We start from the raw sequence: 11840 nt of genomic DNA on the forward strand, positions 1-11840 counted from the left end.
GGGGCGATTTGCGTTAAGAAAGACGTACGTTCCGAACATTCGATAATAAAAAAATGGGCAAATGCGGTGCTAAAATGCATCTGTTTTTTGCCAAGGAGACTAAAGAATGACCCTCTCGAAAATTGCATTGGCGATGTGCTGTGTTGGCTTGATGGCAGGTGCTGCCCAGGCGCAGGAAACCGGTACGCTCAAGAAAATCAAGGACACCGGCGTCATCTCGCTGGGTAACCGCGAATCGTCGATTCCGTTCTCGTTCTATGACAATAACCACAATGTCGTTGGCTATGCCAATGATGTGGCGATGGCCGTCGTGGCCGAAGTCAAGAAGGAGCTCAAGCTGCCGAACCTGAAGGTCACGCAGACGCCGATCACGTCGCAGAACCGCATTCCGCTGGTTCAGAACGGCACGATCGACATGGAGTGCGGTTCGACCACGAACAACGCCGAGCGTCAGAAGCAGGCCGCGTTCTCGAACACGTTCTTCATCATCGGCACGCGTTTGCTGGCGAAGAACAGCTCGGGCATCAAGGACTTCGCCGACCTCAAGGGCAAGAACGTCGTGACCACGGCGGGCACGACCTCCGAGCGTCTGCTGCGCGAGATGAACCAGAAGGACAACATGGGCATGAACATCATCAGCGCCAAGGACCACGGAGAAGCCGCTATCACGCTGCACTCGGGCCGTGCCGTCGCGTTCATGATGGATGACGCCCTGCTCGCGGGCGAGCGCGCCAAGTTCAAGGACGCCAAGGACTACAGCATTGTCGGCAAGCCGCAATCGTATGAAGCCTACGGCTGCATGATGCGCAAGGACGATCCGGCCTTCAAGAAGCTGGTGGACAAGGCCGTTGCCGATTACCAGAAGTCGGGCCAGGCACAGAAGGACTTCGCCAAGTGGTTCCAGCAGCCGATCGCTGCGCTGGGCGGCGTGAATATGGACTTCCCCCCGTCGGCCGAGATGGCCGCGCTGTGGAAGTCGCCGAACGACCACGCTGACGTTCAAGGCGCCAAGTAAGCCTCGCAGGCTTCACGAGTCGCCGAGCACCATCAGTGCGTAATGCCGAAGCGGAAGGAGCCAATCCTTCCGCTTCTTTTTAAGCAAGACAAGTAGAAAAGGGGAGATCATGGCTCTCGGTCTCGATTTCAGTTTTTTCTTCCAGCCTGTGGCAACGGGCGAGGGGACGACCTATTTCGGGTGGTTGCTCTCGGGCTTCAAGCTCACGCTTGAAGTTGGCCTCGGCGGCTGGATCATTGCGCTCATCGTGGGCTCCGTGCTCGGCGTGATGCGCACCATCCCCAACAAATGGATATCCGGCTTCGCGACGGCCTACGTCGAGTTGTTCCGGAACATCCCGTTGCTTATTCAGTTGTTTTTCTGGTACTACGTGGCGCCCGACTTCCTGCCGGAATCGGTTCGCACGTGGTTGTTCGCGCTCAATCCGGCGAACGTCTCGCTGCTCACCGGCGTGGTCGGCCTGGGGCTCTTTACGGCGGCCCGGGTGTGTGAGCAGGTGCGCTCCGGTATCAATTCGCTGCCCAAGGGCCAGAAGAGCGCCGGTCTGGCCATGGGGCTCACGCTGCCGCAGACGTACCGCTTCGTACTGCTGCCTGTGGCCTTCCGTGTGGTGATCCCGCCGGTCACCTCGGAATTCGTCAACATCTTCAAGAACTCGGCCGTGATCTCGACGGTGAACCTGCTCGAACTGACCGGGCAGGGCAAGCAGCTCATCGATTACACGGCGCATAGCTATGAGTCCTTCATTGCTGTGACGATCGCGTACATGATCATCAACGTCGCGGTGCTGGTGCTCATGCGCTTCATCGAAGCCAAGACCCGCCTGCCGGGCTACATCGGGGGCAAATAATGGGTGAGATCTTCGCATGGGGCGGCGCGATCGACGCGATGCCGCTGCTCGTCAAGGGCATGATCACCACGCTGCAGATCACGGTGCTCGCCGTGGTCGTGGGCATCGTCTGGGGTACGATTCTCGCGATGATGCGTCTGTCGGGCGTGACCGTGCTGAAATGGTTTGCGGATCTGTACGTGAACCTGTTCCGCTCGATTCCGCTGCTGATGGTGCTGCTGTGGTTCTTCCTGATCGTGCCGCAGGTGTTGCGTTCGGTGCTCGATGTGCCGCCGACCTGGGACATCCGGATGGTCTCGGCACTCGTCGCCTTCTCGCTGTTCGAAGCGGCGTATTATTCGGAAATCATTCGCGCGGGTATCCAGAGCGTATCGCGGGGCCAGATGTCCGCCGCCTACGCGCTGGGCATGTCGTACTGGCAGGCGATGGCGCTTGTGGTGCTGCCGCAGGCGTTCCGCAACATGGTGCCGTTGTTGCTGACCCAGGGCATCATTCTGTTTCAGGACACCTCGCTCGTATACGCGATCGCCTTGGCCGACTTCTTCGGCATGGCGTACCAGGTGGGCCAGCGTGACGGCACGTTGCCCGCAATGATTGTGTTTGCCGGAGCGGTCTACTTTGTGATCTGCTTCACGGTTTCGATGTCGGTTAAACGTCTTCAGAAGAGGTTGGCGAAATGATTACCCTTAAAAACGTCTCCAAGTGGTACGGCCAGTTCCAGGTGCTCACGGACTGCTCCACTGAAGTCAAGAAGGGTGAAGTCGTGGTGGTGTGCGGCCCGTCGGGTTCGGGCAAGTCCACGCTCATCAAGACCGTCAACGGTCTGGAGCCGATCCAGCAAGGCGAGATCATCGTCGATGGCACATCGGTTGCCGATCCGAAGACGAACCTGGCCAAGCTGCGCTCGCGCGTCGGCATGGTGTTCCAGCACTTCGAATTGTTCCCGCACCTGTCGATCACCGAAAACCTGACGCTCGCGCAGGTCAAGGTGCTTGGTCGCAGCAAGGACGCCGCCCGTGTCAAGGGCCTGAAGTTGCTGGAGCGCGTGGGCCTGACGGCGCATGCCCACAAGTTCCCGGGCCAGCTCTCGGGCGGTCAGCAGCAGCGCGTGGCCATCGCTCGCGCCCTGTGCATGGACCCGATCGCCATGCTGTTCGACGAGCCGACCTCGGCTCTCGACCCGGAAATGATCAACGAAGTGCTCGACGTGATGGTCGAATTGGCGCAGGAAGGCATGACCATGATGGTGGTCACGCACGAAATGGGCTTCGCCAAGAAGGTCGCGAACCGTGTGATCTTCATGGATCAAGGCATCATCGTCGAAGACGACAAGAAGGACGAGTTCTTCGCGAATCCGAAGTCGGACCGCGCCAAGGACTTCCTGGCCAAGATCCTGCACTGATCGTTGGTGCGGGTGGAATGAAAAAAGCGTGCCTTCGGGCACGCTTTTTTTATGCTCGTCGGCGTCGTCGCGGCCTTACTGGCAGGCAGTGTTCTGCTCGTTGCGCAGACGAACGGCTTCGGGAATCGGCACTACGGTGCGCAGCGACGGCCCCCCCTTCTCGAAGAGAATCAATTCACCCGGCGCGAACGTCGTCCAGACTTCGTTGTCGGTGAGCGGTGCCGTGGCGATCACCGCCACGCGATCGGCTGGCGTCGTGAACTTGGAAAAATCGATTTCCCAGTCGGCGTCGATCAGATGCGCCTTCGTGAACGGCCACTGGCGGGCGATGAAGTGCAGCCGTGTCGAGCAGTGCGCGATCAGCGCCTGGCCGTTCGAGAGAACGAAGTTGAATACGCCGTGGCGCGTGATCGTACGCGTGATGTCCTCGACCGCGTGGAACAACTCGTCGAGTGGCGGTTGCGAACCGGGGAAGCGCTTGCGCAGGCCCTGCATGATGTCGCAGAAGGCGCGCTCGCTGTCGGTCGTCCCCACGGGCTGATAGACGCCCGAGAGAAACGGATCGTAGTCGTGCAGATCGCCGTTGTGCGCGAAGATCCAGTGGCGTCCCCACAACTCGCGTTGGAACGGGTGGCAGTTCTCCAGCTCAACGATGCCCTGTGTCGCTTTGCGGATATGCGCGATGACGTTCTTGGACTTGATCGGGTATTTCTTCACCAGCTCGGCGATGGGCGAGTTCGCGGCGGCCTGGTGATCGATGAACAGCCGGCAGGCCTTGTCTTCGAAGAATGCGATGCCCCAGCCGTCCGCGTGGTGATCCGTACCGCCCCCACGCGCCGCGAAACCGGTAAATGAGAACGTGATGTCGGTCGGTTCCGCGCAATTCATTGCGAGCAGTTGGCACATGGGGCGGGTCAATCGAAGATGGGTTGCGCTCGTCGTGTCGGAGCGCCGCAACCAGTACAATATGGGGTTGCACAAGCATAGCACTGGCCCCTGTGTACGTACATTCCCGCCCAATCGGTCCGTCGCGCCGACGCGTCACCGCGCGGCGACGGTCTCATGGGCTAGCCGTCTCCCCCAGCTCCCGGAAAACGCCCATGATCAACGAATTGACTATCACCCGCCCCGATGACTGGCACCTGCACGTGCGCGATGGCGACGTGCTCAAGAGCGTGCTGCCCGACAGCGCCCGCCAGTTCGGGCGCGCGATCATCATGCCGAACCTCAAGCCGCCGGTCACCACGACCGAACTCGCCGCCGCGTATCGCGAGCGTATTCTCGCGGCGCGCCCGGCCGGCAATGCGTTCGAGCCGCTCATGACCCTGTATCTGACCGACAACACGGCCGCCGACGAAATCCGTCGCGCGAAGGCATCGGGCTTCGTGCATGGGGTGAAGCTCTACCCCGCCGGCGCCACGACGAACTCCGACGCCGGCGTGACCGATCTGGCCAAGTGCCGCGGCGCGCTCGAAGCGATGCAGGACGTTGGCATGCCGCTGCTCGTGCACGGTGAGGTGACGAGCGCCGACATCGACATCTTCGATCGTGAGAAGGTCTTTATCGATCGTGTGATGTCGCCGTTGCGCCGCGATTTCCCGGGCCTCAAGGTTGTGTTCGAACACATCACGACCCAGGACGCCGCCGAGTATGTGGCGCAGGCCGACGGCCCCATCGCCGCCACAATCACCGCGCACCACCTGCTATACAACCGCAACGCGATCTTCACGGGCGGGATCCGGCCGCACTACTACTGCCTGCCGGTGCTCAAGCGCGAGACGCATCGCGATGCGCTCGTGAAGGCGGCTACGTCAGGCAGCCCGCGCTTCTTCCTCGGTACCGACAGTGCCCCGCACGCACGCGAGGCGAAGGAAGCCGCCTGCGGCTGCGCCGGTTGCTACACGGCGCTGCACGCGGTAGAGCTGTACGCCGAGGCGTTCGACAAGGCCGGCGCGCTCGACAAGTTCGAAGGCTTCGCCAGCTTCCACGGCCCGGATTTCTACGAACTGCCGCGCAATGCCGACAAGATCACCCTGGTCCGTGAAGACTGGCAGCTGCCGGCGGAGCTGCCGATGGGCGATGCGACCGTGGTGCCGCTGCGCGGCGGCGAAGTCATCGGCTGGAAGCTCAAGGGGTGAGTCCGGAGGACGCGTCGGCGCCTTTGGCGTCCACGTGGACAGGCTTGCCGGCGATCGACTGGCACGCGCCTTGGTTCGACGCGGTCGCCGAGCGGGGGCGGGACGCCTTGGCGGGCGCCGACTGGCGCGAGGCGCTGTCGGCGCAAGCGGCGGCGGCCGGGCAGGTGAGTGGGCGGGGGCGGGCGTTGCGATTCGTCGCCCCGCAGGCGCTTCCCGCCGACACCGCCTACGAGGCCTTCATCGCGGACACAGGCGGGGTGCCGACGCGCCCTAATCTGCATGACTTCTTCAATGCGCTGATCTGGCTGGCCTATCCGCGCGGCAAGGCGGCGCTCAACGCTCGTCAGGCCGCTGCCATCGCCGTCGACGGTGTGCAAGCCACGCGCGGTGCCACGCGCGATGCCGCCACCCTCTTCGACGAAAATGCCGTCCTCTTCGCGTGTAGCGACCCGGCGCTGGGCGGGGCGCTTCGGGCGTTTGACTGGCACACGCTCTTCGTTGCACGGCGTGCCGATTGGGGGCGCGCCTGCGAGGTGCAGCCTTTCGGACATGCGTTGCTGGAGAAGCTCGTTGCCCCGTACCCGGCAGTGACCGCGCACGCGTGGATCGTGGACGTGCCACAAGCCTACTTTGGCTGGACACCCCTCGCGCGCCGCGCCTGGCTCGACGCCCGGATCGCGCCGGGGCTCGCCAGTGGGCCGCTCACAACACGCGACTTCGCGCCGTTGCCGGTGCTGGGCATCCCCGGTTGGTGGCCGGCCAACCACGACCCCGCCTATTATCGGGACACCTCGGTCTTCCGGCCTGGCCGGCGTCGGACGAGCTGAGGGTCCCGGTGGCGCGTGGGCCGGGAGGGCGGACGTCAGGCAGAGTTGGGCGCGGAAGTAGGGCCGGGGTGGGGCCGGGGTGGGGCCGGGGTGGGGCCGGGGTGGGGCCGGGGTGGGGCCGGGGTGGGGCCGGGGTAGGGCGGAGGTAGGGCGGAGGTAGGGCGGAGGTAGGGCGGAGGTAGGGCGGAGGTAGGGGGCGGAGGTAGGGCGGCGGCACGGCGGCGCGCGTGATACACTTCGGCCCGCAGAGTCGGCCAGACAATCGCCGCCTCCCTTTGGGAGGGGGAGGAAAGTCCGGACTCCACAGGGCAGGGTGATGGCTAACGGCCATCCGTCGTGAGACGCGGAACAGGGCAACAGAGAACAGACCGCCGATGGCCCCTGGCGCAAGCCAGGCGGATCAGGTAAGGGTGAAACGGTGCGGTAAGAGCGCACCGCGGCGTGCGGCAACGCACACGGCACGGTAACCTCCACCCGGAGCAATTCCAAATAGGCAGGTGAACGGCATGCGCCTTGTGCGGATGCCGGCAACGGGGCCCCCGGGAGCCTGCGGGTAGGAAGCTTGAGCGGCGCAGTGATGCGTCGCCTAGAGGAATGATTGTCAGGCGCGGCGCGAGTCGCGTTCACAGAATCCGGCTTATCGGCCGGCTCTGCATCCGAACAAAACACAAAAGGCTCCCGCTGGGAGCCTTTTGTGTTTCCAATGTCATCGTGTCGGCGAGAAATGGCAGGGCCGACCGGTGCTCAGCCTTCGACGATCTCGACGCTATGGGTGATCTCCGCCGTCTTCGCGAGCATGATCGACGCCGAGCAGTACTTGTCGTGAGAGAGGGTCACCGCGCGCTCCACCGTGGCGGGGTTCAGGTTGCGGCCCGTGACCGTGAAGTGGAAGTGAATCTTGGTAAAGACCTTCGGATCTTCGCTGGCCCGCTCGGCCTTGAGCGTGACGTTGCAATCCTTCACTTCGGCCCGGCTCTTCTTGAGAATCAGCACGACGTCATACGCCGTGCATCCGCCCGTGCCAACCAACAGCATTTCCATCGGACGCGGCGCCTGATTGTGACCGCCACCCTCCGGGGCACCGTCCATCGCGACGATGTGTCCGCTTCCCGTCTGGGCGACGAAAGCCATACCGTCCTGGCCCATCCAACTCACCTTGCATTCCATATTCCGAAACCCCGATATCCCGTTCAAGCGAAAATTGTAACGGCTTCCGCCAAGGCGCGTACGACGCTCAGCGCGACCTTGGGATGCCGACCTGGGCAGCACGGGTTGCTGCGTCGCAATATTGGCGCTTTTTTGATCGATGTTTCAGGCGGATAAACCCTAAAGTTAGATGCTGGACTCTACTTGTCGGGTTGCGGTGTAAGGTGTTTTTGCAGTAACTATTTGATTTAAATGAAAATAATTGTCAACCTCTCATTCCTCTAGCGTTCCGCATTATGGTTATTGATTTCGCACTATAAATTTTCTTGCATCGCACCATCGTCTTTGCTAGACTGCAGTCATTGGTTGTTGTGCTTCACAGCAATTCTGCCAGTGTCTCCTCCACCCTCCTCCTTTGGTGGATTTAACCCGGACCCATGAGGTTCGGGTTTTTTTTTGTGCGTCGGGAAACGCCGTTTACCGACGAGTGGTTTTTTCTGTATAATCAACGGCTTTTCCGGAAATGCCCACGGAAGATACATCAGGGAGAGCCTGCAAGCACAGGACTGCGCCATGCGATGCAAATCGCGAGGACGCGGCCGGCAGACAAGCAGGAAGTTGATGTTAATGGGGCAAATGTATTTTATTTGGATCGATCATGAAGACGTTTTCCGCTAAGCCGGCAGAGGTGACGCGCGAATGGTTTGTGATTGACGCGACGGACAAAGTCCTCGGCCGTGTCGCCAGCGAAGTGGCACGCCGTCTGCGCGGCAAACACAAACCGGAATTCACGCCGCACGTTGACACGGGTGATTACATCATCATCGTCAATGCTGCCAAGCTGAAAGTTACGGGCGCAAAGCAAACCGACAAGAAGTACTACCGTCACACGGGTTACCCGGGCGGTATCTACGAAACCACGTTTGGCAAAATGCAAGAGCGTTTCCCGGGCCGTGCGCTCGAGAAGGCCGTGAAGGGCATGCTGCCGAAGGGTCCGCTGGGCTACGCGATGATCAAGAAGCTGAAGGTTTACGCCGACGGTAACCATCCGCACGAAGCGCAGCAACCGAAGTCGCTCGAGATCTAAGGGCCACGCCATGTTCAAAAACGATTGGAATTACGGCACCGGCCGTCGCAAAAGCGCGGTTGCTCGCGTCTTCATCAAGGCTGGCAAGGGCGACATCGTCGTCAACGGCAAGCCGATCAAAGAGTACTTCGCTCGCGAAACGTCGCTGATGATCGTTCGTCAGCCGCTCGAGTTGACCAACCACGCTGAAACGTTCGACATCAAGGTCAACGTGTCCGGCGGCGGTGAAACGGGTCAGGCCGGTGCGGTTCGTCACGGTATCACCCGCGCACTGATCGACTACGATGCGACGCTCAAGCCGACGCTGTCGACCGCTGGCTTCGTCACGCGCGACGCCCGTGAAGTCGAACGTAAGAAGGTGGGTCTGCACAAGGCTCGCCGTCGCAAGCAATTCTCGAAGCGTTAATCGCCCGAGTGCTTGTTCGCATCTGCCTCTGGCGGATGCAAGGAAAGGCCGCCTCGTGCGGCCTTTTTTCTATTGTGCGTCGCCTTTGGCGCGTGTGACTCGCGCAGGCGTCAGGCGCGTTGCCGTCCCACACGTGTCGTGGAAGCTTGATAGAATCGCGGTTCCGATTGAAAGGGGTAGGACATGGTCAAGGTAGGTATCGTAGGCGGCACCGGCTACACCGGTGTGGAGCTGCTCCGTTTGCTGGCACAGCATCCGGAAGTGAAGTTGACGGCGATCACCTCGCGCAAGGAAGCGGGTACGCCGGTCGCCGATATGTATCCGAACCTGCGAGGCCGTGTCGACCTGGCATTCTGCACGCCCGACGACGCCCGCCTGACCGATTGCGACGTGGTGTTCTTCGCCACGCCGCATGGCGTGGCCATGGCGCAGGCGCGCGAGCTGCTCGCCGCCGGTGTGCGCGTGATCGATCTGGCGGCAGATTTCCGCCTGAAAGATATCGCCACGTTCGAAAAGTGGTACGGCATGCCCCACGCTTGCCCCGACATTCTCGAAGAAGCCGTCTACGGCCTGCCCGAAATCAACCGCGACAAGATCAAGAGCGCCCGCGTCATCGGCCTGCCGGGCTGCTACCCCACGTCCGTGCAACTAGGCTATGCGCCGCTGTTTGCCGGTGGTCGCAAGCTGGTCGATCCCAAACACCTGATCGCCGATGCCAAGTCGGGGGCAAGCGGAGCGGGTCGCAAGGGTGAGACGTCGCTGATTCTTGCGGAGTCGGCCGACAACTTCAAGGCCTACGCCGTGAAGGGCCATCGCCATCACCCGGAAATCAAGCAGGGTCTGGAGGCGATCGCGGGCTACAACGTGGGCCTGACGTTCGTGCCGCACCTGCTGCCCACGATTCGTGGTATCCACTCGACGCTTTACGCGACGATCCTGCCCGAAGCGCGCGACACCGATTTCCAGGCGCTGTTCGAGACGTATTACGCCGGCGAGCCGTTCGTGGACGTGCTGCCGGCCGGCTCGATGCCGGAAACGCGCTGGGTGCGCGCATCGAACTATGTCCGTATGGCGGTGCATCGTCCGGGCAATGAAGATACGCTGGTGATCCTCGTCGTCGAGGACAATCTGGTCAAGGGCGCGTCCGGTCAGGGCGTGCAGTGTATGAACCTGATGTTCGGCTTGCCGGAGAACATGGGGCTGACCCATATTCCCGTACTGCCGTAACGGTATTTATGGTCTCTAAGCCCTTGATTTTTCTGCCGTCGGCACAATCTGGGAATAGAGACTAGAATGGTACCGAACCGATTTTTGGAGATTTGCGATGAACGCACCGCTTGAGGCCGCCGTCACGGAAATGCCCGCTTTCCTGGTCTTTACCGACAGCGCCGCGGACAAGGTCAAGCAACTGATCGACGAGGAAGGCAATGCCGAGCTGAAACTGCGCGTTTTCGTGCAGGGCGGCGGTTGCTCCGGCTTTCAGTATGGTTTCACCTTCGATGAAGACGTCAACGAAGACGATACCGTGCTCGACAAGAACGGCGTGTCGCTGCTGATCGACTCGATGAGCTATCAATACCTCGTCGGCGCCGAGATTGACTATAAGGAAGACATCAATGGCGCGCAGTTCGTGATCAAGAACCCGAACGCTTCCACGACTTGTGGCTGCGGTTCTTCGTTCTCGGTCTGAACGGCACGAAAGCCGTATCTGGATGCAGTACGAGAAAGGGCCCGCAAGGGCCCTTTCTTATTGCGCCGTCGATTTCCTGGTGCGATGGGTGCGCCTGGCTCAGTGCGGATAGATCGCGCCGAGAATGCGAGGGCCCTGCGCGCCGGTGACTGACGCAAGATTCCCTGGTTGCCTGACCAGGCAACGTTGCGCGAGCCAGGCGAAGGCGCGGGCCTCGACTTGATGCGGCGGTACGCCGAGCGCCTCGGTCGTCGCGACGGTTACACCCGGCAAACGCGCCGCGATGGCTTGCATGAGTGCACGATTGCGCGTTCCGCCGCCGCAGGCGTAAAAGCCTCGGCAGTCGGGCGCGTAACGCAACACGTCGTCGGCGACACACTGCGCGGTCAGCGCGACGAGCGTGGCCTGGACATCCACCGGCGACACGCCCGGAGCGGCCGCCAGTCGGGTATCCAGCCAGTTCGCGTGGAACAGGTCGCGACCGGTGCTCTTCGGCGGCGTCTGACGGAAGTACGGTTCGCTCAGCAAGTGGCTCAGCAAGGCCTCGTCGACGTGTCCGCTGGCGCCCCAGGCGCCTGCGTCGTCGTACGAGGTTCCGAGATGACGGGCGGCCCAGCCATCGAGCAGTGCATTGCCCGGGCCGCAGTCAAAGCCGCAGACGGGCTGGCCGGATGCCGCCGCCGGCAGAATCGTCACATTGCTGATGCCGCCGAGATTGCAGACGACGCGCGTTTGCCCGGCATCCGAAAACACCGCCTGATGGTAGGCGGGCACAAGCGGTGCGCCCTGGCCGCCGGCGGCGACATCCCGGCTGCGAATGTCTGCAACGACATCGATGCCGGTCAATTCCGCGAGCAGTGCGGGCGCGTTGAGTTGGCGCGTATAACCGATTCCATCGAACTCGCCCGGACGGTGGCGGATCGTCTGCCCATGAGCGCCGATGGCCGCGATAGCGGACGCCGGCAATCCGGCGGCCGTGAGCAACTCGCGCACGCAGTCCGCATAGACGCTTACCAATGCGTTCGCCGCCAGCGCTTCGCGGTGCAGCTCGTTTTCCGAGGGCGCTTGCAACACCATCAACGTTTCACGAAGATCGCCCGGAAAAGGCAGATAGGCTTCTGCGAGCACCTGCCCGCTGGCTGACGCGACGAGCACGCCGTCGACACCGTCGAGACTGGTGCCGGACATCAGGCCGATGAAATGGGAGGGAGATGCTGGGGCGTCGAGGTGGCGAGCGGTGTCGGTCATGGGCGGAGCGAGGGCCGGAGAAATTGAATCC

13 protein-coding genes and 1 other RNA gene are annotated in these 11840 nt (G+C 62.0%); 11 read left to right on the forward strand and 3 right to left on the reverse strand.

Translation table 11 applies throughout. The features are described 5' to 3' along the window. Positions 1 to 106 precede the first annotated feature (106 nt). The 4 genes from PCE31107_RS04370 to PCE31107_RS04385 all read left to right on the forward strand — a co-directional run bounded on the left by PCE31107_RS04370 (position 107) and on the right by PCE31107_RS04385 (position 3267). The gene (locus PCE31107_RS04370; protein ID WP_017235638.1) at positions 107 to 1015 is read left to right on the forward strand and encodes a glutamate/aspartate ABC transporter substrate-binding protein; all 909 of its coding nucleotides are present in this window, start codon (positions 107 to 109) and stop codon (positions 1013 to 1015) included. A 109-nt stretch (positions 1016 to 1124) separates the two neighbouring features. Beyond that, positions 1125 to 1865 carry an amino acid ABC transporter permease gene (locus PCE31107_RS04375; RefSeq protein ID WP_130024955.1) on the forward strand — a complete coding sequence of 247 codons (741 nt, stop codon included), beginning with the start codon at positions 1125 to 1127 and terminating at the stop codon, positions 1863 to 1865. Beyond that, entirely contained in the window at positions 1865 to 2545 is a 681-nt protein-coding gene (gene gltK / locus PCE31107_RS04380) for a glutamate/aspartate ABC transporter permease GltK (RefSeq protein WP_130024956.1), read from the forward strand. The genes PCE31107_RS04375 and gltK overlap by 1 nt, the downstream gene beginning before the upstream one ends. Next, positions 2542 to 3267, forward strand: coding sequence for an amino acid ABC transporter ATP-binding protein (locus PCE31107_RS04385; protein ID WP_017235642.1), 726 nt, complete (start codon positions 2542 to 2544; stop codon positions 3265 to 3267). The genes gltK and PCE31107_RS04385 overlap by 4 nt, the downstream gene beginning before the upstream one ends. A 75-nt stretch (positions 3268 to 3342) precedes the next feature. On the opposite strand, the gene PCE31107_RS04390 is transcribed toward PCE31107_RS04385, so the two are convergent. Beyond that, positions 3343 to 4173: a class II glutamine amidotransferase gene (locus PCE31107_RS04390; protein WP_017235643.1), complete on the reverse strand. Its 831-nt coding sequence runs from the start codon at positions 4171 to 4173 to the stop codon at positions 3343 to 3345. A gap of 194 nt (positions 4174 to 4367) precedes the next feature. On the opposite strand from PCE31107_RS04390, the gene pyrC reads away from it, so the two are divergent. From pyrC to rnpB, 3 genes are all read left to right on the forward strand, one after another. Then, a complete protein-coding gene (gene pyrC / locus PCE31107_RS04395; protein WP_150606708.1) occupies positions 4368 to 5405 on the forward strand; it encodes a dihydroorotase in 1038 nt (345 codons plus the stop codon). A gap of 44 nt (positions 5406 to 5449) precedes the next feature. Beyond that, positions 5450 to 6232 (forward strand): DUF3025 domain-containing protein, encoded by a 783-nt coding sequence (locus tag PCE31107_RS04400; protein WP_150606710.1) that lies wholly within the window; start codon positions 5450 to 5452, stop codon positions 6230 to 6232. A gap of 246 nt (positions 6233 to 6478) precedes the next feature. Further along, positions 6479 to 6888, forward strand: an RNA gene (rnpB, locus tag PCE31107_RS04410) — RNase P RNA component class A. An 88-nt stretch (positions 6889 to 6976) separates the two neighbouring features. Here the strand turns inward: rnpB and PCE31107_RS04415 are convergent. Next, entirely contained in the window at positions 6977 to 7399 is a 423-nt protein-coding gene (locus PCE31107_RS04415; RefSeq protein ID WP_026132304.1) for an OsmC family protein, read from the reverse strand. 637 nt (positions 7400 to 8036) lie between these two features. Between PCE31107_RS04415 and rplM the strand changes: the two genes are divergently transcribed. The 4 genes from rplM (at position 8037) to erpA (ending at position 10561) form a co-directional block, all read left to right on the forward strand. Then, entirely contained in the window at positions 8037 to 8465 is a 429-nt protein-coding gene (gene rplM / locus PCE31107_RS04420; protein WP_010805091.1) for a 50S ribosomal protein L13, read from the forward strand. A 10-nt stretch (positions 8466 to 8475) separates the two neighbouring features. After that, the gene (gene rpsI / locus PCE31107_RS04425; RefSeq protein WP_010805092.1) at positions 8476 to 8871 is read left to right on the forward strand and encodes a 30S ribosomal protein S9; all 396 of its coding nucleotides are present in this window, start codon (positions 8476 to 8478) and stop codon (positions 8869 to 8871) included. Between the two features lie 183 nt (positions 8872 to 9054). Beyond that, the gene (argC, locus tag PCE31107_RS04430; RefSeq protein WP_150606712.1) at positions 9055 to 10098 is read left to right on the forward strand and encodes an N-acetyl-gamma-glutamyl-phosphate reductase; all 1044 of its coding nucleotides are present in this window, start codon (positions 9055 to 9057) and stop codon (positions 10096 to 10098) included. A 97-nt stretch (positions 10099 to 10195) separates the two neighbouring features. Next, entirely contained in the window at positions 10196 to 10561 is a 366-nt protein-coding gene (erpA, locus tag PCE31107_RS04435) for an iron-sulfur cluster insertion protein ErpA (protein ID WP_017235649.1), read from the forward strand. Between the two features lie 99 nt (positions 10562 to 10660). On the opposite strand, the gene PCE31107_RS04440 is transcribed toward erpA, so the two are convergent. Then, positions 10661 to 11809, reverse strand: a complete 1149-nt coding sequence (locus tag PCE31107_RS04440; protein WP_150606714.1) for an anhydro-N-acetylmuramic acid kinase — start codon at positions 11807 to 11809, stop codon at positions 10661 to 10663. Positions 11810 to 11840: the final 31 nt, after the last annotated feature.

The sequence above is a fragment of the Pandoraea cepalis genome, assembly GCF_902459625.1.
Lineage (GTDB): Bacteria > Pseudomonadota > Gammaproteobacteria > Burkholderiales > Burkholderiaceae > Pandoraea > Pandoraea cepalis.

Excerpts from the sequence above, each read along its gene's own strand:
- PCE31107_RS04385 (WP_017235642.1), top strand. The coding sequence starts at position 2,542 with ATGATTACCCTTAAAAACGTCTCCAAGTGGTACGGCCAGTTCCAGGTG.
- erpA (WP_017235649.1), top strand. The coding sequence starts at position 10,196 with ATGAACGCACCGCTTGAGGCCGCCGTCACGGAAATGCCCGCTTTCCTG.
- gltK (WP_130024956.1), top strand. The coding sequence starts at position 1,865 with ATGGGTGAGATCTTCGCATGGGGCGGCGCGATCGACGCGATGCCGCTG.
- rplM (WP_010805091.1), top strand. The coding sequence starts at position 8,037 with ATGAAGACGTTTTCCGCTAAGCCGGCAGAGGTGACGCGCGAATGGTTT.
- PCE31107_RS04370 (WP_017235638.1), top strand. The coding sequence starts at position 107 with ATGACCCTCTCGAAAATTGCATTGGCGATGTGCTGTGTTGGCTTGATG.
- PCE31107_RS04390 (WP_017235643.1), bottom strand. The coding sequence starts at position 4,173 with ATGTGCCAACTGCTCGCAATGAATTGCGCGGAACCGACCGACATCACG.
- pyrC (WP_150606708.1), top strand. The coding sequence starts at position 4,368 with ATGATCAACGAATTGACTATCACCCGCCCCGATGACTGGCACCTGCAC.
- PCE31107_RS04440 (WP_150606714.1), bottom strand. The coding sequence starts at position 11,809 with ATGACCGACACCGCTCGCCACCTCGACGCCCCAGCATCTCCCTCCCAT.
- rpsI (WP_010805092.1), top strand. The coding sequence starts at position 8,476 with ATGTTCAAAAACGATTGGAATTACGGCACCGGCCGTCGCAAAAGCGCG.
- argC (WP_150606712.1), top strand. The coding sequence starts at position 9,055 with ATGGTCAAGGTAGGTATCGTAGGCGGCACCGGCTACACCGGTGTGGAG.
- PCE31107_RS04375 (WP_130024955.1), top strand. The coding sequence starts at position 1,125 with ATGGCTCTCGGTCTCGATTTCAGTTTTTTCTTCCAGCCTGTGGCAACG.
- PCE31107_RS04415 (WP_026132304.1), bottom strand. The coding sequence starts at position 7,399 with ATGGAATGCAAGGTGAGTTGGATGGGCCAGGACGGTATGGCTTTCGTC.